We start from the raw sequence: 23,456 nt of genomic DNA, 5'->3' as shown, positions 1-23,456 counted from the left end.
TTTTTGAGGTTTCAGAGCGTTTAATGCTCTGTCAGACGGATTGTGCTGTAAATCCGGGCGATGAATGTTCCGATACCAAAGCCCAGCGGGGCAAACAGCAGCAGCCCCCACCAGCCGTACAGCGGAATACAGACGACTGCGGAGCACAGGACGGTGTACGGAATAGCCAGAATCAGCATAGCCTTGGAGCCGGCTGCGGCCTTCTGAGCCTTCGTAAACGGCAGGATGCCGATATAATCATCCCCGGCGAAGAGCAGCCAGAAGGAGCTCAGCCAGTAGCACATTAATAAAGCCAGCACGATAAACAGGAACCATTTTAGGAAGGCCGGAGCAATAAGGAGTGCACTCATCGATACGCCCGTAAACGATAAATACAGCTTCAGGTGAGCCGGATTGCGTACCAGCGCCTTGATTCCGGCAGCAGTAAAGCGGCTCTCCGGCTGCCTGGAGGACAGCAGGGGCTGAGATCTGCGGAAGATCCAAGGCTTGTACCGGGTGGGGCGCGGCTTATCCAGCACGCCCCGCAGCAGCAGGCCGGCAATTTGCATCCGCTGCTTGTAGTCCTCGCGTACATCGCTGAGGAAGGTTCCTTGCAGACTGAGACGGTAACGCAGAGCCCAGATGGTTACTGCTGCGTATATAGCGGCGGACGCAAGCAGCAGCCAGGGGCTGTTCTGCCAGAGCAGTGCCAGCCATACATACAGCCCGGCGGGCACTGTAACAGCGGGAAGCAGCCGCAGCCAGCGGCGGAAGCCCTGACGCTGTACCCTGACGATATGCCCCAGCAGCTTGATGCTCCACCCGGCAGTGATTGTCAGCAGCAGCAGCGCTCCGGCCGCTGCCGGACTGATCCCGTAGCCGCGGATAATAAAGGGCAGCAGAACAGCGTATACAGCGGCTATTTTGAGCGCAGTTACGGTCATGCTGTAAATCATCCCGCGCAGCAGGATGCTTCTTATCCAGTTCTGCCGCTGTCTGAGAAACAGCAGATCGCCTTCCTGCAGCAGCAGTACCATTCCGCCGGTCAGCAGCAGGACTGCAAGCAGCAGCAGAAGGGTAATGAAAGGAAGGACTGTCGTCCAGGCCGGGACCGCGCCCGACCAGAAGCCATAGTAGAACCGGCCGCCCAGCAGGCCGCCGGGAATCACAATATAGAGCAGCACCGTCCAGTCCGCAGCCGTCCGGATAATGGCCGATTGCTCGCGCCAATGCGAGAACAGCCGCCGTTTGAACAGGCGCGGCCCGGTAGGGAATGCGTAGCCTCTTCCTGCTGAGCGGGGACTGCTATCTGCAGCCGTATGCTCCCGCCCCCTCATGTCAATTCGTCGAAGCAATCAAACAACGACCCCTCCGGCAGATCGGCAATATCGCGGATTTCCTCCAGCGTGCCTGTTGCTGCTATTTCGCCGCCGGAGATCAGCACGAAGCTGTCACAGATTTTCTCCGCCGTGTCGAGGACATGCGTAGACATGAGCACGCCTGCCCCGCGCTTCCGCTCAGCTTCCAGCAGCCGCAGGAAATCCTTCGTCGCCCGCGGGTCCAGCCCGATAAACGGCTCATCGACGATGTATACGTCAGGTTGAACGAGAAAGCCGAGCATCAGCATCATTTTCTGCTTCATGCCCTTGGAGAAGCCTGCCGGAAGATCGTCACGCACATGACTCATGCCGAACTGCACCAGCAGCTTCTCTGCAGCCGGCTCAAACTGGTCATATGGCAGGCCGTAAGCTGCGGCAGCCAGATCCAAATGCTCCCAGAGTGTCAGATCCTCGTAGAATACCGGCTGTTCCGGCACATAGGCATAGGATTTATTCGCTCCGCCAATCGTCACTTTAGCTTTGGCGTGCTTAAGCAGGCCGAGCAGCGTCTTAATCGTCGTACTTTTGCCGGCACCATTCGGGCCGATCAGTCCCAGCAGCTCTCCGCGCCGGACCTGGAAGAAGATGTCGGAAATCCGTTTGTCCCCCGCCTCATACCCGGCCTCTTCAATATCGACATCCAGAACAATTTCCCGCTCTTCCCCCAACTCTTCTATCTCTTCCATTCCGCTTTCCATCTCCTAATGTTGAATACACTTTGTCCCGGCTGTTAACCGGGCTTTTTACCATTATAAGGACTATGGCTGGGAGACTTCAAACATTACTTGCGGCTCCGTTCCGGCCATCCTGTCCCTGGCCTCGATCCGTCCGCACAATAGCAGCATGGCAAGGCCAAGCAGGGCTGACAGTACACCGGACAAGATAAAGGCGGGAACTGCTCCGGATGCTGTCACAAGTGCACCGCCTGCTACAGGTCCGAGAATGGCTGCAGCGCTGGTCAGGCTGTTCACCGTACCGAATACCCGCCCTGTGTAGGCTTCAGGTGTCCGCCGCTGCAGCATCGCATAGAATGGGATGAACACAAGCCCCGCCCCTGCTCCCGCCGCCGCAAATGAGCCGAACAGTATAATGTTCATCCACAATCCCGCCTCCCCATGTGCAGTTACGATTGCTGCGGCGGTAAATACGGAGCCCATAAGGATGGCTCCTGCACTCATAAAGATCAGCGGCCGCCTGCCTGTACGTCTTGCGGCAAGCGCTGAGAGCAGCGTACCAAGTCCGCTGGCAGCCAGACACCAGCCGAGCATATCGCCGCTGATGCCGGGAATGTCCCGGAACAGCGTTACCGTCTGGGAGTCAGCAATCTGCAGCACCAGCAGCACTGTCACCAGCATGACAAGCCCCCCTAATGCAGCAGGCATTCCGGTAATCAGCCGGAGTCCGGCACCTGCTTCCCTGAGAAAGGATGCGCGGCCCGGCAATTTCGGCGCAGCTTCCGCCCCGCGGGCTGTCTTGTATTTCCCTGCCCGCGGCACTGCCAGCAGAATGGCTGCAGAGAGCAGATAGGTGGCCGAATCCAGCAGATAGCAGGCAGAAATTCCGAATGCCGCGACGAGCAAACCACCGAATGCCGGACCGATAATTTTGGTAATCTGCTCAATGGACGAGCTTAGAGCAACAGCACGGTCCATGTGGGCAGAGGGGACAAGCTCCTTGAGCTTGCCGCTTTTGGCCGGAGAGAACAGGACATCCATCATTCCTTTAGCTATAAGCAGCAGGTAAACCTGCCATAGGGAGCCGGCAAACACAATACTGGCTACTATCCCGGCACGGGCCAGATCCGAGCCGATCATGATAGCCTTGCGGTCAAAGGTATCGCCCAGATATCCGCCCAGTGCTCCCCCGAGCAGCATCGGCACTGCCATACACAGAGAAATTGCCGTGATCTCCCACGGACTGGCCTGCCATTTCAGGCCGACCATGGTCAACAGGGCAAGAAAATGCAGCCAATCGCCTATATTGGAAATCAGCTGTGCAGCAATCAGCAGCATAAACGGCCGGTTAGCGGTCAGCTTTTCATCCGCCAGCGCTGCGTTGTTTGGTTCCTTCATTATTTTATCCTCCCGTATCTGCATATTTGAATTAATAGTACGGGAATCAGGTGCGTCCCTCATCAATCCCCGGCTGTAAATATCGGTGGTTCCCGGGGCGGAACCCCCTTTCCTGCCTGGGGCGGATCGCAAATTTGACACTCTTTTGCCCAAAATAGAGTCACCGCCAAAAAAATGTTTGATTTTTAATAATTAAAAGTGTGCTCATTGTGACAAATCACATGTTCTTGAAGCCATTGTTTGCCGTATTGTAAGGGTATCTCAAATTTAACTGCACATTTAAGGTGCAGCCGGGTCCATGATTCCTTACGTACGGGGCGACCTGTGCGACTAACGATAACGATAGAGGGTGGAGAAGCATGATACAATCCTATGAACGCGACACTCAGTTAACACTGCATTTGTACCGGGTTTTTGCCAAGTCTTTCAAGAGTATTAACGAGCATGCCGTTACCGGAAGCAAGATTGAAGGATTTAATCCTACAGCCTTTGCTGTTATGGAGGTCCTGTACTACAAAGGTCCTCAGCCGATTCAGCAGATCGGAGCCAAGCTGCTGCTGCAGAGCGGCAACGTCACTTATGTCATTGATAAGCTTGAGGAACGCGGCTACCTGCAGCGCAAGCCTTGTGCCAATGACCGCCGTGTGATCTTTGCTGAATTGACAGCCGAAGGCGAACAGCTGATGAGCGAAATGTATCCGAAATATTCGGAACGCCTGCACCTGGCTTTCAGCGGATTGAACGATGAAGAGAAGGAGCAGATGATTGTCCTGCTCAAGAAGATGGGCCTGCAGGCTGAGAAGCTCTCGCCACTGCCCCGCAAGTAGCCTACAGGCAAAGCAGAGATAGTGAATTCATTCACTATCTCTGCTTTCACTTTAACTGCCTCTTACATAAACAATTCTACAAATAAACGGCTGCAGCGTCCTTATGGACAGTGCAGCCGTTTCTGTGTGTAATTATGTATAGTAAGGATTGCGCACAAGCTCAATTAATATAGGTGGATTATCGCCACTTAATTTCCCCTTTTAGCAGCATTTACGATAACTAAGTGGATAAACGTCACTTATATCGGGGCAAAACAGCCTTATGAAGCAAATCCGGAGAAATTAAGTAGCGTTTTTCCACCTAATTTCTCAAAACACCCTTATACCCGAAAAATAGATGGAGTAAATTCACTTAGTCTGATGAACGCACAGGTATACGTACTATGTAAGCCCTATGCTGATTATTCAGTCTGGGGATTTGACTCCAGGGAATGCCTGGACTTACAACTGCTGCACTAGTTTTATCTACAGAGGCCTGTGTCCCCATATTACGCTTCCTTCAGCTTCGCCTTCTCCTGACCGAGCGAAGGTAACCCCTGTCGCAGGCCTGAGGAAATAATCAGTGACAGGATGGCCAGTACAGCCATCAAAATAAACAGGGAATGAAGGCCTCCTTCCAGCGCCCCGTGCAGGCTGCTCCAGGCGTCGCCGGTCAGGGTGCTGCCGCCGTGCGGGTTCAGCAGGCTGTTAATATCCGCCCCGCTAACCACCGCATCGGGCTGGCCTGCAAGCAGCCTGTCGATGCTCAGATTCAGCCAGGACCCGAATACAGCCACTCCGACCGTCTGACCGAGTGAGCGGGTAAAGGTATTCAGCGCCGTCGATGCGCCGCGCTGGTCATGTCCGACAGATGACTGGGAGATAATCGTGAATACGGTAGACGCATAACCAAAGCCTACACCGCAGAACATCATCAGAACGAGAAGCAGCAGCTGCGAGGAATCTGCGGTCATAAACGTAAGGCCTACTGCCCCAGCGGCAATCAGGGAGAGTCCCAGCATGCCTGTCCGGCGGGAGCCGGCGCGCAGAATCATCCGGCCTCCGGCTATGGAGCCCAGTGTCCAGCCCACAGACATCGGGGCCAGCAGCAGACCGGAGAGCGCCGCACTTTCGCCGAATACACCCTGCACCCACAGCGGCACGTAGGTGGATAGTCCAATTATCAAGGTGCTGACAAGGAGATTGGCCCCGGTAGACACGGCAATATTGCGGATAGAGAACAGCGACAGCGGAAGCATCGGCTCCGGTGCCCGCCGCTCCACAAACAGGAATAGTACCAGCAGAATAACCGCCGCCCCCAGCAGGCCGATCAGCAGCGGAGAAGTCCAGGCCAGATTCTGCCCGCCGGCCGTAAGGCCGAACAGCAGCGCACTTACCCCTGTAGCGAACAGCAGAACTCCGGTTATATCAATCTTCTTCGCCGCGCGTTCTACCTTTTCTTCCTTCAGGTAACGGGCAATAAACAGGATCGACAGCAGGCCAAAGGGCAGGTTAAACACAAATACCCAGCGCCAGCTCAGGTAATCCACCACATAGCCCCCGAGCAGCGGGCCTACAAGTGAGGAGATCCCCCAGACGGAGCTCAGCAGCCCTTGCGTCTTGGCCCGCTCCTTAATACTGTAAATATCGCCGATAATCGTAAAGGTCATCGGGATAAGCGCACCTGCCCCGATACCCTGAATGGACCGGAACAGAATGAGCTGCCCCATGCTCTGCGAAATGCCGCACAGCAGGGAGCCGAGCAGAAAGACAACCGCTCCCCCCATAAATACCGGCTTGCGGCCGATCAGGTCACTCAGCTTGCCGAAGATCGGCGTTGTCACCGCCATGGTCAGCAGGTAGGCGGTAAAGATCCAGCTCAGCCATTGGATGCCCTGAAATTCGCCGACGATTGCCGGCCCGGCCGGCCCCGTAACTGTTCCTTCAATGGCTGCCAAGAAGGTGGCCAGCAGAACCCCGGTTAAGATAAGCTTGCGCTCTGTTGCTCCTGGTGTACTCAATGAAATCCCGATCCTCTCCGTGTTATTTCAGGCAGCTTCAAGAGCTGCTATTTCTGTCTGTCACTGCGCAGCAGCGCAAATAGCGCAGCGTCCTGAAAACCGGCACCGGTATGCCGGTATTGACGCAGCAGCCCTTCCTGAGAAAAGCCCAGCGCGCGGAACAATCCCGCCGCCCGGGTATTGCCGGGATGGCATAATGCTTCAATCCGGTTAAGCCCCATTGTGCCGAACCCGAAATCAAGCATAAGCTCCAGCGTCTCCCTCATGTACCCCTGCCCCCAATAAACAGGTGACAGCTCACAGCCGATCTCCCCCCGGTAAGCTCCAGCCAGCTGCCACTGGTTATAGCCGCAGCTGCCGATAATCTTACCGTCCGGCAGGGCAATACTCCAGCGCAGGCTCTCTTCCTCCCGCGACATTTGCAGCAGCAGCTCAATCAGCTGCCCGGCATCACAGGCTGATTCCAGCGGCGGGGCGTTCAGCCAGGGACCCACAGCCGGATGGGTCCATATCTCATACAGTGCAGGTGCATGACAAACAGCTATTGCCTGCAGCTCTATTCTTGCTCCGTGCAGTTCCGGGGTTACCCCGCCGCATATGTACACCCTATCCGTCCCCTTTCCAATTCATTAAGTATACACCATATGTAAGGATTTCCCGAAGGAATTAGCAAATCTGCCGGCCTGATTATTCGAGAGTGCCTGTACATGACAAAAAGCGCCGCACCGGGCGGAGTCCGCCCTGATACTGACGCAGTTCATTGCTTGATTAAAAGCTGCAGCCTGTCGCATAACCGCTGCGGCTGTGCTGGCCTAAAGGCGGAATCAGCCCGAAGCTTTTGCCGCAGCCTGAGCCGGAGTAAGCACCTCAGCGCATAACACCTGCAGCTTCTCCTGAATATGTTTGAACTCCTCTATTCCAGTACCGGTTAAACTGAACGCATCGCCATGGGCAGTCAGGAAATTTTCCTGGGTGAGCCGTTCCAGCTCCTGCTTCACTTCGCGTTCTGCAACCCGGTATCCCAGGTTTTCAAGCTCAGGCAGCATATCCGACAATGTTAAATCCCTCTCATGTGCAATATAAAGCATATGGATTCCTATGAACAAATTCTGTACATCGGCGCGCATATTCCACTCCTTCCGGCCAAGAGCCTATGATATATTAAGCATTACCCTGGCAGGCGGAAGCGGAAACACCGTTACGACTCCAGTTAAGGTTCGTATTGTGATTTATGCAAATTTACGGTAATGCTTGACGAGCCGAGTCCGGCTGTACTATGTTGTTAATTACAGTTATATTTCATTACTGATTTAAGGTACAGGAAGGTGATACTTCATGTTTCAGGCAATGCCCTATGACGGGACACGCAGCGAACGGTTCGAGGCCGTGCTTTCACAGCTTGCAGCATTGATCGACGGCGAACCAAGTGTAATCGCCAATCTGGCAAATGCCTCGGCGCTGCTCAAATTCTCTATGCCGGATACCAACTGGACCGGATTCTATCTATTCGACGGCAAAGAGCTTGTTCTCGGGCCGTTCCAGGGTCTGCCCGCATGCATCCGTATTCCGCTGGGCCGCGGGGTCTGCGGAACCTCCGCCGCAGAGCGCCGGACGCTTGTGGTCGATGATGTCCATGCCTTCCCCGGACACATCGCCTGTGATGCCGCATCGAACAGCGAGATCGTGGTTCCGCTCATCAAGGGCGACCAGCTCCTTGGCGTACTCGATATTGACAGCCCGCTCAAGCACCGCTTCGATGATGAAGAACGGCGTTTTCTGGAGCGCTTCGCAGCGATGATTGCTGCCGTGCTGTAGACTACTCCGGCACACATAAGGCCGCCGCAGACCAGGAGTCACCTGGATCTGCGTGCGGCCTCTTTGCTGACAGCTCCGCTTATTTTTAACCGACCGGATTGATCTTCCAGATTTCCGCCGCATAGCGGCTGATCGTATTATCGCTGGAGAACTTGCCGGAGTGGCCGATGTTGACAATCGACTTCTTCAGCCATTCCCGCTGGTTGCGGTAAGCCAGGTCGATTTTGACATGAGTCTCGACATAGCTTGCAAAATCTTTAAGGACAAAGAACTCATCATTATTATCAAGCAGCGACTGGTACAGCGTATCAAATTCCTGGGTATTGCAGCAGATTGGACCAGGTGTGACCAGCTGATCCAGCACTTCCTTCACACGCCCGTCGCCGTAATAGATGTCGCGGGAGCGGTATCCGCCGAACTGGTAATAATCCATAACCTGCTCCGCCCGCAGCCCGAACAGGAACATGTTGTTGTCTCCGACCATTTCATGCATCTCCACGTTCGCCCCGTCCATCGTCCCGATGGTCAGCGCCCCGTTCATCATAAACTTCATGTTGCCGGTACCGGAGGCTTCCTTACTCGCTGTAGAAATCTGCTCACTCACATCGGCAGCCGGAATAATTTTCTCCGCCAGGGAAACGGAATAGTTCTCCAGGAAAAAGATACGGATCTTGCCCTTGATATCCGGGTCCTTGTTCACTACATCAGCTACAGTATTGATCAGCTTAATAATCCGTTTGGCCAGGTGATAGCTCGGCGCTGCCTTGGCTCCGAAAATGAAGGTGCGCGGCACCATATCCATGGACGGGTTATCTTTAAGCTGATTATACAGGTGCATGATATGCAGAATATTCAGCAGCTGGCGCTTATAGGCATGCAGCCGTTTGACCTGGACGTCAAAGATCGAATCCGGATCGACCTGAATACCGTGCTTCTTGGTAATATAGTCAGCCAGCCGCAGCTTATTGCGCCGTTTGATCGCTGCAACCTGCTCCTGGAAGGAGGCATCCTCACAGTATTTGATCAGGCCGATCATCTCCTGCGGGTGATGAATCCAGCGTGTGCCGATAGAATCGTTGATCAAGCCGGCCAGCTCGGGATTGGCATGCAGCAGCCAGCGACGGTGGGTAATTCCGTTGGTCTTGTTATTGAACCGGTGCGGGTACATCTCATTCCACAGCCGCATCTCACGCTTCTGCAGAATCTCTGTATGCAGCGCGGCTACCCCGTTGACGCTGTGGCTGGCCACAATGGCCAGATTGGCCATGCGTACCTGATCGTCATGAATGATCGCCATCTGGTTAATTCGGTTCTGGTCACCAGGATATTTGCTCATCAGCTCACCGCAGAACCGGGCATTAATCTCCTCAATAATCAGGAAAATCCGCGGCAGCAGCTCCCTGACCATATTCATCGGCCATTTCTCAAGCGCTTCACTGAGAATGGTATGATTCGTATACGAGACCATCCGGGTTGTCATATCCCAGGCCTTATCCCAGCCCAGGCCGTGCACATCCATCAGAATGCGCATCAGCTCGGGAATCAGCAGCGTCGGATGCGTATCATTGATATGCAGCGCTACTTTGTCCGGCAGTGCTTCAAGCGGCGCACCGGTCTTGCTGAAGGTGCGCATGATACTCTGCACGCCCGCACTGCACAGGAAGTACTGCTGCTTAAGCCGGAGCAGCTTGCCTTCATACTGCGAATCATCCGGGTACAGGAATTCCGAAATGGATTCCACAGAACGTTTGTACTCCAGGAACTTGTGGTAATCCGAACCGGTTAGCGAGCCTGACATCCGGGAAGCCGGAGTAATCGACTCGGCACTCCAGTTGCGCAGCGTGTTGACATGCTTGCGGTCGGCGCCGATCACCGGCACATCGTAAGGCACTGCGCGAACCGCTTCATAATCCTTATGCTCAAAGACCAGCTCACCGTTCTCTTCGCGGGTCTCCACCCGGCCCCAGAAGCGGACCTCCACTTGTTTGTCCTCCCGGCGCACTTCCCATACATTATCGTTCTGCAGCCAGTAATCCGGCAGTTCTACCTGATAGCCGTCTACGATTTTCTGCTCAAACAGGCCGTATTTGTAACGGATGCCGCTTCCATGGCCCGCATACTGCAGGGAGGCGAGTGAATCAAGAAAACAGGCTGCAAGCCGGCCCAGACCGCCATTGCCAAGACCCGCATCTGCCTCTTCTTCCTCTACTGCACGCAGATCGAAGCCCAGTTCCTCAAGACCCTCCCGCACAACCTCCAGCACGCCCATATTCAGCAGGTTATTGCCCAGCAGCCGGCCGATCAGAAACTCCATGGAGAAGTAGTATACCTGCTTCTGCTGGCTGATTTTAAACTTCTGGTTCGTCTCAGCCCAGTTCTTCCCCGCATTCTCACGGATCATATTGCCCAGAATCTTGTATACGTCACCATTCGATGCTTCTTCCAGCGGCTTGCCCAATTTTCCGATAAGCGTCTCGCGGAATACTTTTTTGAAGCTTTCTTTGTCGTTAAACAACAGCAGGTTCCTCCAGTCGGATGTGTATTTTTGTGAGATACATGGCCTCTATGGAAAGTCAGGACCAGCCGGACTGCATGCTTCCACAGTCCGGCTGATCCTGGGGTTAAATTTTGCTGCTCTTGGCGATGACAAACGGACGCTTGCTATCCCCTACGAGTATCCTTTCTTTGCTCAGGTGTACGTCCTTATCCATGATGACATTCTCAATTACAGCATTCTCTTCAATCACACATTTCTGCATGATGACGGAATTGATGATTTTTGCGCCTTCACGGATTTGCACCCCGCGGAAAATCACGCTGTTCTCGACGGTTCCGCCGATCACACAGCCGTTGGCTACCAGGGAATTGGTGACACTTGCGCTGTCCAGATAACGGGTCGGCGCTTCATATTTGATCTTGGTCTGCACCGGATTTTCTTTGAACAGACCCAGATAATTCTCCTGTTTGAGAAGCTCAAGACTATTCTTGTAATAGCTCTCCAGTGAATTGATTACAGCATGATAGCCTTTGTATTCATAGCCGGCAATTTTGAAATTGGCCCGGTTCTTCTGGATCACATCACGGAAGAAAAAGCTCTCTCCATGCGCAATGCAGTACTCCACCTGCTCTAGGAACAATTTCTTTTCCATGATGAAGATATCCAGGTATACATTGGGATGATGCTTCTCCTGGTGAATCTCGGTAACGAGATTGTCCTCATTTAATTCAAGCCGCAGGCACGGGTCATGTTCAGGCTGAAGCTGGTCGATCGCTTTGTAGACAAGCGTGACATCGGCGCCTTTTTCGAGATGATACTGGAAGACATCCTGCAGATCGACAGTATTAATATGCTGGCTGCCCGAGAACACAATGTACTTGGCGGAGGCTCTTTTGAAAAAGTCCAGATTGTTATGATAATGCTGCAGATCACCAATTGACGTATCGGTCGGATCGTTCCAGTCCGGAGGCAGAATGAACAGCCCGCCATGCTTGCGGTTCATATCCCAGGACTTGCCGTCACCGAGATGGTCCATCAGCGAACGGTATTTGCGGCGGACGAACAGCCCTACACTCTCCAGCTCCGCCCTCATCATATTGGACAATACGAAATCGATCAGCCGGTAACGGCTGGCAAAAGGCACGGCTGCCCCGCAGCGGAAATAGGTTAATTCGTTCAATTTGTCCAGTTCATGATCAAGATTAATTACGCCCATAAGCTCTTTCATCGCGGTCACCGTCCTCTAAAATTATATGGTTTTGGCTGCAACTGATTTGCGTTTTTTGCTACGATTGTCGATCAGCAGAATCTCATCCTCATTCTCCCGGTCATTGCCGATCTCCATATAATCTTCGATCACTGTATTTTCGCTTATGATGGCTTTATGAATTCTTACGTTCTTGCCGATCTTCACCTTCGGCATAATGACGGAGTCGGTAATAACGCTGCCTTCGCCCACTTCCACGCCGTAGAACAGCACCGAATGCTTCACTTCCCCGCGCACAATGCAGCCTTCGTTAATGATGCAGCTCGATACTTTGGCTTCCGGAGCCACATATTGTGCCGGCTGGTTCGGGTTGCGGGTAAAAATCCGCCAGTTCGGATCATTCAGATTCAGCGGCGGATGGTCGCTCAGGAGATCCATGTTAGCTTCCCAGAGGCTGGTTACTGTACCGACGTCTCTCCAGTAGCCTTCAAAAGGATAAGCATACAGGGAATTGCTGTCTGCCAGCATCAGCGGAATAATGTCCTTCCCGAAATCATGAGAGGAATCCGGCTTCTCGCCATCCTCCAGCAGATGCTTGCGCAGAACCTCCCATTTAAAAATATATACACCCATCGATGCCAGCGTGCTCTTTGGTTTAGCGGGCTTTTCTTCAAATTCGTAAATTTTCAGGTCTTCATCCGTATTGAGGATGCCGAAACGGCTTGCCTCCTCCAGGGAAACGTCAATGACGGAGATCGTGCAGTCCGCATTTCTTGACTTGTGATACTGCAGCATAGCGTTGTAATCCATTTTGTAGATATGGTCGCCGGACAGAATAAGCACATGCTCCGGATCGAACTGGTCTACAAACTTCAGATTCCGGTAAATGGCATCGGCCGTTCCCCGGTACCAGCTGCTTCCGTTCTCCCGTTCATGCGGCGGCAATACAAATACTCCGCCGTCCTTGCGGTTCAAATCCCAGTCACTGCCTACTCCAATGTATGAATGCAGAACCAGCGGCTCATATTGCGTCAGCACGCCAACCGTATCGATTCCTGAATTTGAGCAGTTGCTCAGCGGGAAATCAATAATCCGGTAGGTTCCTCCAAAATACACAGCGGGCTTGGCGAGCGATTTGGTCAAACCCTTCAGCCTTTTTCCTTGGCCTCCCGCCAATAGCATAGCTACCATTTCTTTTTTCTTCATGGAAGAGCCTCCTTGACATATGGGTAATAAAACAAGAAATAAATGAGGTTTAAATGAATCTGATTCCAAAAAGAAGTGTACCTAAAGAAGTAAAATGAAAAGAAAGGTGCCTGATAGGATATTTGAAAAGATGACGAACGGGGAAAACAAAGGGATATGTATCACGATACCGGAACCAGAAAATTTCTGTAATCCTCCGGTTAGTACCCTTATTGTAAAGTGTTCTAGGCCCGCCGTCAAAACCCTTTTTACATCCTTAAAAAGTTAAAGTTCCCGCTAATTACCTTTTAAAAAATGACGTTTACATCCTATACATATAGATTAACCATTATGATTAACCATGAACGACAATTTCGAATCGCCTGGGCAGAGTTTTCAGCAAACGTTCAACCTCATGTGGCATAATATAGCTATCTCTTAGTGTAAATGGAGGAACCGACGATGAAAACAACCCAGGGCGTACGCCTCCTGCTCGTTGATGACGAGCCTCACATACTCCAGTTCCTTGAACTGGGACTTAGCAATGAAGGCTTTGATGTGAAAACCGCACCTGATGGCGCAAGCGCCATAGCCATCGCTGCGGATTTCAAGCCCCATGTTGCGATTCTCGATGTAATGATGCCCGGAATGGACGGGTTCGAGGTATGCCGTTATCTCCGTTCGGAAGAAACAGAGATTGCCGTCATTATGCTGACGGCCAAGGACGAGGTGGATGACCGGGTTAAGGGCCTGTCCATCGGCGCAGATGATTACATGGTTAAGCCGTTCAGCTTCGATGAGCTGCTGGCCCGGATCCAGGCACGGCTGCGCAACCAGTTTCCCGGACTGCTGGGCGAGGTGCGCTGCGGCCCCTTCCGGATTGACGGCAGACGCAAGGAAATCCGGTTCAGGGACGAGGTGCTTGAGCTCTCCCCTACCGAATATGAGCTGCTGCAATATCTGGTGATAAACCACGGCCTGGTGCTGAGTAAACCGATGATTCTGGACAAGGTATGGGGCTATGACTTCGGCGGCGAGGAAAATATCGTCGAGGTCTATATCCGCTCTCTCCGCGAGAAGCTCGGCGATAAGGAGCACCGGATTATCCGCACCCTGCGCGGTGCAGGCTACCGGGTGGATCTGCTATGATACCCCGCCTCCTGCAGAGGCTGCACGCCCCGCGTTCCCTGCGCAAGCAGCTGCTGGCGACCTCCCTGCTCATTCTTTCCGGTCTCCTGCTGCTCATCGGCGTTCTGCAGTATGTGCTGATGCGCAACTTTATTTACAGCAACCGGGCAGAAACGATGGAGGCCCAGCTGCGGTCTGTGCCGCGTGATTTTTTTTACAGGCTCATTTACGGGGATCTTTCGAATTCCTTCAGCGGCGGCATGGGCAGCATGCCGGGCAACAGCCCGTCCAGCCAGCGCAACGGTGAGGGCGGACGACCGCTGCTGCTGGATGCGCATACGACTATTGCTGCATACAGCTCGGACGGGACCTTTACGGACCTGCAGAAGGACACGCTGTCCGATTCTGCCGCCCCGAGGCTGAACGATCAGCAATACAATGAATTGCTCATTCATACGACAGATAAGGCGACCGGAAGCTACAGGCTGATTACGGCCTCGGACGGCAGCCAGCATCTGGCCGTCTTCATGGATCTGGGACGGCCCGGCGGGAACAAAATTCTGCTGCAGATGAGTGTGGAGACGGGACCGCTGAAGGATGTGATCCTGCAGCAGCTGATGATCTTTGCTGTACTCGCCATGGTTGCTCTGCTGGCCGGCTTGTTCCTCTACCTGCCCGCACTGCGCAAGACGCTCGTACCGCTGTCCAACATGGGGGATGCCGCCCAGAGTATAGATGCCGGTAATCTGGATGTCCGCTTCCCGGTTAATCAGGGGCAGACGGAAATCGACAAGCTCTCCCATTCCTTCAACGGAATGCTGGAGCGGCTGGAAATCTCCTTCCGGGGTGAGCGCGAGGCCAAGGAGCAGATGCGGCGGTTCGCAGCCGATGCCTCACATGAGCTGCGCACCCCGCTCACCTCGATCCACGGCTTCCTGGAGGTACTGCTGCGCGGGGCTGCGGACAATAAAGAGCAGCTCTATAATGCGCTGAACAGCATGCACGGGGAATCCAGGCGGATCAACAAGCTGGTCGAGGATCTGCTGCTGCTGGCGCGGATGGACGGAGCGCCCCAGCTCAGGGCCAAAGAGCTGCAGCTCGATGAGATTATCGAGGAGATGCAGGCGCAGCTGCTGGTCCTGGCAGGCAGCCGCCGGGTCACCTTTGACTGTTCAAGGGGCATCCGCGGAATGTATGACCCTGACAAAATCAAGCAGGTTGTGCTCAATCTGTTTCATAATGCCGTGCAGCATACGGATAGCGGACTAGGCGCTATCCATATTGCCCTGCATGCCCGAAACAAGGAAGCAGAATTGACTGTGAGCGACAACGGTTCGGGGATTTCAGCCGAGCATCTGCCGCATGTTTTCGACCGCTTCTACCGCAGCGATTCTTCGCGCACGCGCAAATACGGCGGATCCGGCCTCGGCTTATCCATCACCAAATCGCTTGTAGAAGCGCACGGCGGAGAGATCAGTGTGGAGAGTGTCCCTGGTAAAGGGACTGCCTTCAGGATCACTTTACCCTGTCTGGCAGGCCGGTAGCTTATAAGCCGTAATTAACGTTATAATAGTAAGCATACTTAACTTTACTTAACTTTCAGGAGGTTATCGCTATGTATGAAGTTGCTGTTATCGGAGCCGGCCCTGCCGGTGCAAGCGCTGCCCTGTTCACTGCCAAGGCGGGCAAAACAACGCTGTTGATTGACAATGACAAAGGCATGACCCGCAGAGGCTGGTATGAGAACTATTATGGAATTGCCGAAATCGGCGGTCCCGACCTGGTTGAAACCGGCCATAAGCAGGCGGTCAAATTTGGAGCAGAGCTGGTTGCCGATCAGGCCGTTAACCTCATAGCGGGCGGCGAAGGCATTACGATCGAAACCGAAAGCGGTTCTGCTTACAAAGCGAAGCATGTTATCCTGGCAACAGGCGTGCTGACGGACCTCGCGGCCAAAGCAGGAGTAGAAACGAAGGACGGCACCGAGCCAAGAATCAAAACCGTAGTGGCCGTTAACGCAGAGGGCAAAACCAATGTTGACGGTATCTGGGCTGCCGGGACAGTTGCCGGTGTCAGTGTACACGCCATCATCACTGCCGGTGACGGTGCAAAGGTTGCCATCAACATCATCAGCGAGCTGAACGGTGCAAGATATGTGGACCACGATTTGCTGAAGGCTTAGTAAGGGGCACTCATATACGGCTCAGCAATATTGGGCAGCAAAAAAGCTATCCCGGCGGATTGGCCTGAGGCCATATCTGCAGAGATAGCTTTTTTTCGTACCGGAGAGGTCTCTCTTCCCTGTTCACTTGTTAAGCTGGGCTACTCTGGGCTCCTGGACAGTCTGCGCCCTGCCCTCATAGAAATCCTGCACAATATACAGCGGACGGCCCTTGGTCTCATCATAAATCCGGCCTACATACTCACCGAGAATACCCAGCATGATCAGCACGAACCCGTTGAACGTTAAGGTAATGCCGATCATTGACGCCCAGCCTTTAACGACCTCGTCCGTAAAGAGCGCCAGGTACAGCACATACATCAGGTACAGGAATCCGCCGGCTGACAGCAGCCCTCCGAGATAACCTGCCAGCTTCAGCGGCTTGTATGAAAACGAAGTGATGCCATCCAGCGACAGCTTGATCATCCGCTTCAGCGGATATTTGGTTTCACCTGCCAGCCGCTCATCGCGCTCGTATTCTATCGCCTTCTGCCGGAAGCCCACCCAGCTGACCAGGCCGCGGACAAACCGGTTTTTCTCCGGCAGCCGTTTCAGCTCTTCGCATACCTTGCGGTCAATCAGCCGGAAGTCCCCCGTGTCAACCGGAATAGAGATGTCAGTGGAATAGCGGAGAATCCGGTAAAAGGCGCTGGCCGTCCATTTTTTAAATACAGATTCACCTTTACGCTTAATCCGCTTGGCATACACCACCTCATAGCCCTTTTTCCATTCCTCGATCATCTTCAGAATCAGCTCCGGTGGGTCCTGCAGATCGGCATCAATAATGATGACCGCATCGCCCAGCGAATAATCCATCCCGGCAGTAATGGCGATCTGGTGCCCGAAATTGCGGGACAGATCGATCAGCTTCACGCTCTCATCCCAGTAGCTGCACTCCTCTATCATCTGCGCACAGTTGTCCGTACTGCCGTCATTTACAAACAGCAGCTCATAGGGCTCTCCTGTTGTTCCCATAACTTTTTTGATCCGCCGGTAAGTTTCCTGAATCACGGCTTCTTCATTGTACATCGGTATAATGACGGAATAGCGCACGTTCATACTCATGGGCAGCTCCTCCTTAAATGAAATGTGCTTAGTCTAAATGGACCTCATACAGGGTTCCTCCGGCTCCGCCCGTCACGGTTCCCTGCCAGTCGGCTGACGGCACCTCTGTGCCATTTTCCGTAATCCAGCTTGTAATCCCGGAATTACCGCCCCTTCCTCCGCCCATACCGCCACTGGTAACGAGAAAATATTTCACCTTGCCGCTTTCCACCAGTGCCTGCAGTGACTCAGTCGTGTAAGGTACATCGGAGTTGTTGAAGCCGTTCAGAATAACTACTTTTTCACCTTTATCGATAATATAAGGGCCTGCTGTCCCGTAATCCATGGCTGCGAACAGATATTCTTCACCTGTATTGTGCTCCTTCAGATAAGCCAGCAGCTCCCCGTTCACTCCGGTGCTGGCATTTCGTCCGCCGCCTACTCCGAAGCCGCCGCTGTTACTGCTGTCAGGACCTGCGGCCGGAGTCATACTGTTAAGGCCGTAGGTGATAGGTGTAAACGCCCAGTACAGCGGGCCGATCAGCAGCACCAGCAGCCCGGCTACAGCTGCGGCATGGACAAGGGCCGGCTTCCCCCGGCCTTTTAGCATCCGCAGCACAATCAGAAGCAAGGCTGCTGCAAGCCCTGCAGCCAGCACTCCGATTGACCAGCCGCTGCCGATAGTGCTGTCATAAGGACGAATAATGTACCACTGGAAGGCTGCAGTAGCCGGAACAGCTGCCGGAAGCAGCCAGGACAGCCAGCCGGAACGCTCTTTATAGTAGTGCCAGAGCTTGAACCAGCCTGCTCCGGCCAGCGCCGCAACCGGCGGCGCCATCATGATCAGATAATACTGGTGGAAGAATCCGGCGATACTGAAGAAGCCCATCGCCGGAACCAGCCAGGACAGCCAGAACAGGGCTTCCTTGTGCTGCATCGTAAAATGCCTGCGGCGCAGACTGGTAAAAATACCGATTACGCCGAATAATACAAAGGGCAGCAGCCAGCTGGACTGGCCGGACAACTCCTGCTGGAACAGCCGAAGCGGACCGGCGGTGCCGGTGTTGAACATGCCGCCACCCGGCATGCCCCGGCTGCCGTCAGCGCCCCCGAACTGCCGGCCTCCGCCGTCCGGCCAAGCTCCCGGCATCCCGCCGTCCCCCGCACCTTGGCCTCCGCCTTGTGCCGGAGGCATTCCGCCGCCGTCCTCCGCGCCCGGCACGTTCTGGCCGCGGGATGCCGCGCCGCTGTCGCCGCCGCGCGCTCCGCCGCCTGTACCCTGCTGGCCGCGGGTACCGTCGTCACTGCCCTGTCTCTGGCCGTCCGGGCTGCCCTGCCCGCCGGCCCCATCCATAGCGGGCATCTCACCATTCAGGCCCGGCATTCCCCCGCCAAAGGGCGGCATCTCACCGTTCATGCCCGGCATCTGGCCGCCGAAGCCGCCGAAGCCGCCACCACCCGGCATGCCGCCTCCAGTGCTGCGGTCACCGGTCAGACGGGATACCCCGTTGTATCCAAAGGCCAGATTCAGCACAGAGTCGGTGCCGCTGCTGCCTATATACGGCCGTTTATCCGCCGGAATCGAGTCAACGATAACCGCCCAGGAGAGCGAAATGACCAGCAGCACTGCGGTGCAGGCGGCCAGAACGCCGGTTTTTTTCTTCCAGTTGACCTTGGCGGCCACAATATAGAACAGATAAAAAGCCGGCACAACCATATAGGCCTGCAGCATCTTCTCGTTGAAGGCCACCCCGATCAGTCCGAAAGCGGTGAGAAGACTGCCTGTTCTATGCTGTCTGGTCCCTTTGAACAAAAACCAGGCTGCCAGCAGCAGGGTAAAGACCAGCATGGCATCAATGTTGTTCGTGCGGCTGACTGCCGCTGCAACTGGCGTGGCAGCCATCGCCAGCGCGGCAAGGCGGGCCGCTGTTCTGCCGAAGCTTGGCTTAACCAGCAGGTAGACCAGCAGTACCGAGCCAACGCCGGCCAAGGCTTGAGGCAGGATAACACTCCAGCCGTGCAGCCCGAAGATCCAGGCGCTAAGCGTCTGAATCCAGAATGTCACCGGCGGCTTATCCACGGTTACAGAACCCGCAGAATCCAGCGAAGCAAAGAAGAAATTGTGGAAGCTCTGCAGCATGCTTCCGACAGCAGTGGTGTAATACGTATTTACATAATGATCATTCCAGATCCCGAATCCGTAAAGAAAGGCTGCCAGCAGCAGAATAAACAGCAGTACCACGTCAGAGCCGGTTTTTTTAACATCATTCAAGTTGTTCCACTCCCATCTTTCAATAGAACCTCATTCGGCAGCGCTCTCTCCCCAGAGTCAAGCATTGCATAGCCGTATTATTGCACCCGTACCTTAATCGTCAATGAGGCCAGGCTGAAAGTTTGCTGAACGTTTTTGGGCTAAGGCAAGATCATTTTAGGGTCCGGTCCGGGCAAGCCCCGGGGCATATATTGCGGACTTAATATGGATGCCGGCTCAGGAACTCTGCGGCCACCCCATAATAAATTCAAATCTCCTGCTACAGCGGATGCCCAACAGGTTAACGCGCCAGACACACACCTCATCCTGTAACGGACTCAAATGCGCTTATTTTCAGCTAAACCGTTCTTTAGTCATCCTAACGAACACCATCGGCCTTATATGCCCCAATTCAGAGAAAAAAGGTCATTTCAGTCCGTTAGCGGTTCATGGTTCATGATTTCACACAAAAAAAGCCAGCCAGAAGCTCTGGCTGACCTGGACCATCTTATATTTCCCCTTACACAGTTGCAGTCGTACAGTATAACACTCATCTCCAGAAAAGTGCTAGGACTTCCGCAATGATCTCAGACGCCTGCGGATTTCTTTGGCCAGCTGCTCCTTCTCTGCGGCCGGAACTCCTTCGATTAGCCTCGCAGCAGCTACCGGCAGCACCCAGGCATTGATCTCGGCATAGCTGCGGCCCGACAAGCGGAGGTATTCGCGGATATAGACCTTCGTAAGCTTCTGCCTGATGAAGCCGGTGACCACCCGTGCGGTGAATGAGCTCCCCGGTGGCATCGCCCCCATGCTGAACAGCAGCACTGATCTTGCGGCATCCGCCGCAGGATTCCCGGAAATGCCGTTCATCCAGTCGATAATCCAGGCACCGTCGGCATCAATAAGCACATTATCAGGGTGGAAGTCGCCGTGACACAGCCTACTGCCTTCAGGCAGCCGCTGCAGATGTTCCAGAACAGCCGTTTTCTCCTCCATGGTCAGCATGGGTGCGGCTACAATCTGTCTGTGAAGCTGCTCCTTATGCTGACCAAGCTCCGGGCTGCCCTCCAGCTGATGCAGCTGATCATGCAGGGAGGCGAGCTGCTTGGCATACACGGGTAAACGCCAGGGCTGTCCGCTGATCTGGCCCAGCAGGGAACGCCCGTGAATCTGCTGAAAGACAATGCCCCTGCGCCCTTCTGCTTCAGTCAGCCCGACAGGCCTGGGAGTGCGGACACTGCCTTGGTTATACACATATGAGCTTACCCTGAATTCCTGCTCCACTGCAGCCGGAGAAAAATCCTCCAGATATAGCTTAACAATCGTATTATCCCCGTGCTCAAACACTTCTGCAGTCCGGCCTGCACCTACCCGCCGGTTATACTCCATAGCCGTTCCTCCCGTTTAGTCCAGATTCACGCTGGTGAAATGCTCTACTGCCGGGAACGGGTCGTAATATCTGTGAAGCAGGGCCTTCCATTCCTGGTACTGGGCTGATTCCCTGAATCCTACCGTATGATCCTCAAGTGCCCGCCACTTTACAAGCAGCAGATATTTATGGTCATCCTCCAGACAGTGCTGGAGCTCATGTCCCAAATAGCCTTCAATGGAGGCAATCAGCGGAGAGGCCTTGGTGAAGCTGGCTTCAAACTCCGCTGTAAGCCCCGGTTGAATCTGCAGCATGGCCGCTTCCAATATCATCTGACTTCCTCCTTCTCCCCTTTACTAAAAACAAACCTTAAGCTTCAAGTGCATCATTGAAAAACTCATGATAAAAATTGATAATCACCAGCAGCACTGCCAGCGATTCATTAACACTGCCCACCTCAAGCGCATGATTGGCGTCATCAATCCGGTACACCCTGATATTCGGCAGTCCGCTGATTTCGGCAGGATGCTGCCCGCTGAACATCGGGTCGCTGCCGCCATAGATAACACTCCCCCGGCTTTTGCGGATCCAGGGTACCGTTTCGGCGATAGGAGTCAGGTACAGATGAGCCGTCTTCTGCTGCACACCCAGCTCTGCAGCCAGCCGTCCGGCAATGACGGTCCCCATGCTTTTGCTGATGAACAGCAGCTGCTCGTACTCGGCAACCGCGCCCAGTGCCGCTTTGCATTCCTCTACGACAATATCCAGCTCTTCCCGCTTGAATCCCGCCCGGGCGCTCTGATAGCCGTATTCCAGAATCAGCAGATCACAGCCGTGCTCAGCAGCCACCTTGCCTGCATAGTCCAGCAGTGAGCGTTCAGCCGAATAATTCTGGCCCGGAAAAACAACAGCCAGCGCCTTGGAGCCCTGGGCTGCATACTTATGTCTGACCTCTCTGCCCCAATGGGAGGACATCATGATACTCGAAACACTCATAAGCTTCCTCCTTGTTAAACGTAAAACTCATTCAGCCCGCAAAGGCGTATTCTCTGTCTCTCATTATAACGATCTTCAGCAACGCTTGGAAATAACAAAAAACCTCCCGCCGGCGGTAAACGGAAAGTCAGGCACGAGGTGCTTTTATCATTTTATCATGGTGAAGGCTCCTCCCTGGCTCCGGCCCTGCGCGCCGTTATTTCGGCGGTAATCCACAGCAGCAGCGGAATGAACAACTGAAAAGGCAGAGCGTACACTTTATAAATATGATAGGCAAAATACTGCATCTGCGTAATATCCTTATAGATAAAATCCGCCATATAAACCATAATCAGCCCCATCTGCAGAACTACTGAGCGGTAGCTTTCCAGGTTGAAGACTCTTGAAATGCCCTGGCAGCTTACATACAGGCAAAGACTTGTTTTTATGAACAGCGAGGTTATAAAAACTATGGCGGACGAGCCCTCGATCCGGGTCAGGAAATCTCCGACATTAATCCGGCTGACCGCCACATAGGAGGGAAAATAGAGCGATGACAGAATTTCCGGACCGAGTACAAGCAGATTCCGCACAGAGACGCCGAGAATGATCACTCCTGCAATAACCACCCCGCTGACCAGCACCCGTGCCGCCGAGCCTTTTCGCGGAAGAACCGTGAAGGCTCCCAGAAAAACCACAATCTCCGCAAATGGAAACGTAAAGGAGCCCGCCACATCCGAGAATACGGGTCCCCAGCCGCTGTGCAGCAGGGGCTTCAAATGCTGATAATCATACTTGGGGACAGAGAGCAGCTGGACAACAACAATTACGGCAAAAGTGAACAGCAACAGAAATTTTGAGCTTCGTCCGACCACCTCCATACCTGCATTCACCACCCAGATACAGAGCAGGCCGATAATCAGCATCGGAGCCAGCATGGGAGTGGATGTCAAGACCACTGTCTTACTGAATTCCCCGAAATTGCGGAGAACCAGTGAGCCCAGGTGAAGGGTATACCAGATATACAAACAGGAGAACACCCGGCCTATGACTCTCCCGAAGACGGAAATGAGCATGTCAAACAGATTTTTCCCCGGAAAAAGCGTATGGAGCCGCGCATAAATCAGCATCAGAGGGATTGCCAGCAGTACAGCCAGGATAATTGCAATCCAGATGCTGTTGCCCGATTCGCCTGAAGTACCCATAAACAGCGAGCTGCCGATGATGAACAATATAACGATACTGATGGATTGCCCTCCCGGTATAATCTCCTTGCTCATGCACACCCTCCTTTATACGGTTCTTAGAATAGCTGTTTAACAAGCCAGACAATCGGCGGTGAGGGACTGGGAATCTCCCAGTCCATCGCCAGGCTGAAGGCCAGCGAGAAGGAAATCAGGCACAGTGCAGAGCACATGTAAAAATCCCGCTTTTTCCCCTGCTTCAGCAGGCCGTAAGGGTCTATCCATACAATAAACGCGTAAATCAGTACAATGTAGACGGGCAC

General features: G+C 53.9%; 21 protein-coding genes. 5 read left to right on the top strand and 16 right to left on the bottom strand.

Annotated elements, in window-relative coordinates:
• Window positions 1-20: 20 nt before the first annotated feature.
• From BLR64_RS14480 to BLR64_RS14470, 3 genes are all read right to left on the bottom strand, one after another.
• Window positions 21-1,334 (bottom strand): ABC transporter permease, encoded by a 1,314-nt coding sequence (locus BLR64_RS14480; RefSeq protein WP_139171981.1) that lies wholly within the window; start codon window positions 1,332-1,334, stop codon window positions 21-23.
• On the bottom strand, window positions 1,313-2,044 hold the full coding sequence (locus BLR64_RS14475; RefSeq protein WP_090715154.1) for an ABC transporter ATP-binding protein: 732 nt from the start codon (window positions 2,042-2,044) through the stop codon (window positions 1,313-1,315). Before BLR64_RS14475 ends, BLR64_RS14480 begins: the two co-directional genes overlap by 22 nt.
• Before the next feature lie 72 nt (window positions 2,045-2,116).
• A complete protein-coding gene (locus tag BLR64_RS14470; RefSeq protein ID WP_090715153.1) occupies window positions 2,117-3,430 on the bottom strand; it encodes an MFS transporter in 1,314 nt (437 codons plus the stop codon).
• A gap of 359 nt (window positions 3,431-3,789) precedes the next feature.
• On the opposite strand from BLR64_RS14470, the gene BLR64_RS14465 reads away from it, so the two are divergent.
• Complete coding sequence (locus tag BLR64_RS14465) at window positions 3,790-4,257, top strand: MarR family winged helix-turn-helix transcriptional regulator (protein WP_039869523.1); 468 nt, start codon at window positions 3,790-3,792, stop codon at window positions 4,255-4,257.
• A gap of 488 nt (window positions 4,258-4,745) precedes the next feature.
• On the opposite strand, the gene BLR64_RS14460 is transcribed toward BLR64_RS14465, so the two are convergent.
• From BLR64_RS14460 to BLR64_RS14450, 3 genes are all read right to left on the bottom strand, one after another.
• A complete protein-coding gene (locus BLR64_RS14460) occupies window positions 4,746-6,257 on the bottom strand; it encodes an MDR family MFS transporter (protein WP_090715151.1) in 1,512 nt (503 codons plus the stop codon).
• Window positions 6,258-6,304: 47 nt separating this feature from the next.
• The gene (locus BLR64_RS14455; RefSeq protein WP_167360682.1) at window positions 6,305-6,862 is read right to left on the bottom strand and encodes a GNAT family N-acetyltransferase; all 558 of its coding nucleotides are present in this window, start codon (window positions 6,860-6,862) and stop codon (window positions 6,305-6,307) included.
• Between the two features lie 219 nt (window positions 6,863-7,081).
• A complete protein-coding gene (locus BLR64_RS14450; RefSeq protein WP_090715148.1) occupies window positions 7,082-7,384 on the bottom strand; it encodes a hypothetical protein in 303 nt (100 codons plus the stop codon).
• 208 nt (window positions 7,385-7,592) lie between these two features.
• Here BLR64_RS14450 and BLR64_RS14445 point away from each other — a divergent pair, with 208 nt between their 5' ends.
• A complete protein-coding gene (locus BLR64_RS14445; protein ID WP_090715147.1) occupies window positions 7,593-8,072 on the top strand; it encodes a GAF domain-containing protein in 480 nt (159 codons plus the stop codon).
• Window positions 8,073-8,157: 85 nt separating this feature from the next.
• Here the strand turns inward: BLR64_RS14445 and BLR64_RS14440 are convergent, their stop codons facing one another.
• The 3 genes from BLR64_RS14440 to BLR64_RS14430 form a co-directional block, all read right to left on the bottom strand.
• Complete coding sequence (locus BLR64_RS14440) at window positions 8,158-10,587, bottom strand: glycogen/starch/alpha-glucan phosphorylase (protein WP_090715145.1); 2,430 nt, start codon at window positions 10,585-10,587, stop codon at window positions 8,158-8,160.
• Window positions 10,588-10,693: 106 nt separating this feature from the next.
• On the bottom strand, window positions 10,694-11,797 hold the full coding sequence (gene glgD / locus BLR64_RS14435) for a glucose-1-phosphate adenylyltransferase subunit GlgD (protein ID WP_090715144.1): 1,104 nt from the start codon (window positions 11,795-11,797) through the stop codon (window positions 10,694-10,696).
• Between the two features lie 21 nt (window positions 11,798-11,818).
• Window positions 11,819-12,982: a glucose-1-phosphate adenylyltransferase gene (locus tag BLR64_RS14430; protein WP_090715142.1), complete on the bottom strand. Its 1,164-nt coding sequence runs from the start codon at window positions 12,980-12,982 to the stop codon at window positions 11,819-11,821.
• Between the two features lie 441 nt (window positions 12,983-13,423).
• On the opposite strand from BLR64_RS14430, the gene BLR64_RS14425 reads away from it, so the two are divergent.
• From BLR64_RS14425 to BLR64_RS14415, 3 genes are all read left to right on the top strand, one after another.
• Window positions 13,424-14,110, top strand: coding sequence for a response regulator transcription factor (locus BLR64_RS14425; RefSeq protein ID WP_090715140.1), 687 nt, complete (start codon window positions 13,424-13,426; stop codon window positions 14,108-14,110).
• Window positions 14,107-15,633 carry a sensor histidine kinase gene (locus tag BLR64_RS14420; RefSeq protein ID WP_090715138.1) on the top strand — a complete coding sequence of 509 codons (1,527 nt, stop codon included), beginning with the start codon at window positions 14,107-14,109 and terminating at the stop codon, window positions 15,631-15,633. Before BLR64_RS14425 ends, BLR64_RS14420 begins: the two co-directional genes overlap by 4 nt.
• Window positions 15,634-15,704: 71 nt before the next feature.
• Window positions 15,705-16,271 carry an FAD-dependent oxidoreductase gene (locus BLR64_RS14415; protein WP_090715136.1) on the top strand — a complete coding sequence of 189 codons (567 nt, stop codon included), beginning with the start codon at window positions 15,705-15,707 and terminating at the stop codon, window positions 16,269-16,271.
• A 123-nt stretch (window positions 16,272-16,394) separates the two neighbouring features.
• Here the strand turns inward: BLR64_RS14415 and BLR64_RS14410 are convergent, their stop codons facing one another.
• From BLR64_RS14410 to BLR64_RS14380, 7 genes are all read right to left on the bottom strand, one after another.
• Window positions 16,395-17,375, bottom strand: coding sequence for a glycosyltransferase family 2 protein (locus BLR64_RS14410; RefSeq protein ID WP_090715135.1), 981 nt, complete (start codon window positions 17,373-17,375; stop codon window positions 16,395-16,397).
• 28 nt (window positions 17,376-17,403) lie between these two features.
• A complete protein-coding gene (locus BLR64_RS14405) occupies window positions 17,404-19,626 on the bottom strand; it encodes an ArnT family glycosyltransferase (RefSeq protein ID WP_090715133.1) in 2,223 nt (740 codons plus the stop codon).
• Window positions 19,627-20,172: 546 nt separating this feature from the next.
• A complete protein-coding gene (locus BLR64_RS14400; RefSeq protein WP_090715132.1) occupies window positions 20,173-20,994 on the bottom strand; it encodes a phosphotransferase family protein in 822 nt (273 codons plus the stop codon).
• Between the two features lie 15 nt (window positions 20,995-21,009).
• Window positions 21,010-21,306 carry an antibiotic biosynthesis monooxygenase family protein gene (locus BLR64_RS14395; protein ID WP_090715130.1) on the bottom strand — a complete coding sequence of 99 codons (297 nt, stop codon included), beginning with the start codon at window positions 21,304-21,306 and terminating at the stop codon, window positions 21,010-21,012.
• Between the two features lie 37 nt (window positions 21,307-21,343).
• Window positions 21,344-21,970 (bottom strand): BTB/POZ domain-containing protein, encoded by a 627-nt coding sequence (locus tag BLR64_RS14390; protein ID WP_090715129.1) that lies wholly within the window; start codon window positions 21,968-21,970, stop codon window positions 21,344-21,346.
• Window positions 21,971-22,125: 155 nt separating this feature from the next.
• Complete coding sequence (locus tag BLR64_RS14385) at window positions 22,126-23,229, bottom strand: GerAB/ArcD/ProY family transporter (protein WP_090715127.1); 1,104 nt, start codon at window positions 23,227-23,229, stop codon at window positions 22,126-22,128.
• A 23-nt stretch (window positions 23,230-23,252) separates the two neighbouring features.
• Window positions 23,253-23,456 carry a hypothetical protein gene (locus BLR64_RS14380; RefSeq protein WP_139171979.1) on the bottom strand — a complete coding sequence of 68 codons (204 nt, stop codon included), beginning with the start codon at window positions 23,454-23,456 and terminating at the stop codon, window positions 23,253-23,255.

The organism is Paenibacillus typhae (assembly GCF_900099765.1).
GTDB classification, from domain to species: Bacteria; Bacillota; Bacilli; order Paenibacillales; family Paenibacillaceae; genus Paenibacillus_AQ; species Paenibacillus_AQ typhae.
Note: the sequence above shows the minus strand (reverse complement) of the source record. Positions and strands in the feature narration are given on the sequence as shown.

Bases quoted from the DNA above. Each gene is read 5' to 3' on its own strand.
- BLR64_RS14475 (WP_090715154.1), bottom strand. From the start codon at position 2,044: ATGGAAGAGATAGAAGAGTTGGGGGAAGAGCGGGAAATTGTTCTGGAT.
- BLR64_RS14470 (WP_090715153.1), bottom strand. From the start codon at position 3,430: ATGAAGGAACCAAACAACGCAGCGCTGGCGGATGAAAAGCTGACCGCT.
- BLR64_RS14465 (WP_039869523.1), top strand. From the start codon at position 3,790: ATGATACAATCCTATGAACGCGACACTCAGTTAACACTGCATTTGTAC.
- BLR64_RS14450 (WP_090715148.1), bottom strand. From the start codon at position 7,384: ATGCGCGCCGATGTACAGAATTTGTTCATAGGAATCCATATGCTTTAT.
- BLR64_RS14445 (WP_090715147.1), top strand. From the start codon at position 7,593: ATGTTTCAGGCAATGCCCTATGACGGGACACGCAGCGAACGGTTCGAG.
- glgD (WP_090715144.1), bottom strand. From the start codon at position 11,797: ATGAAAGAGCTTATGGGCGTAATTAATCTTGATCATGAACTGGACAAA.
- BLR64_RS14430 (WP_090715142.1), bottom strand. From the start codon at position 12,982: ATGAAGAAAAAAGAAATGGTAGCTATGCTATTGGCGGGAGGCCAAGGA.
- BLR64_RS14425 (WP_090715140.1), top strand. From the start codon at position 13,424: ATGAAAACAACCCAGGGCGTACGCCTCCTGCTCGTTGATGACGAGCCT.
- BLR64_RS14420 (WP_090715138.1), top strand. From the start codon at position 14,107: ATGATACCCCGCCTCCTGCAGAGGCTGCACGCCCCGCGTTCCCTGCGC.
- BLR64_RS14415 (WP_090715136.1), top strand. From the start codon at position 15,705: ATGTATGAAGTTGCTGTTATCGGAGCCGGCCCTGCCGGTGCAAGCGCT.
- BLR64_RS14410 (WP_090715135.1), bottom strand. From the start codon at position 17,375: ATGAGTATGAACGTGCGCTATTCCGTCATTATACCGATGTACAATGAA.
- BLR64_RS14400 (WP_090715132.1), bottom strand. From the start codon at position 20,994: ATGGAGTATAACCGGCGGGTAGGTGCAGGCCGGACTGCAGAAGTGTTT.
- BLR64_RS14395 (WP_090715130.1), bottom strand. From the start codon at position 21,306: ATGATATTGGAAGCGGCCATGCTGCAGATTCAACCGGGGCTTACAGCG.
- BLR64_RS14390 (WP_090715129.1), bottom strand. From the start codon at position 21,970: ATGAGTGTTTCGAGTATCATGATGTCCTCCCATTGGGGCAGAGAGGTC.
- BLR64_RS14385 (WP_090715127.1), bottom strand. From the start codon at position 23,229: ATGAGCAAGGAGATTATACCGGGAGGGCAATCCATCAGTATCGTTATA.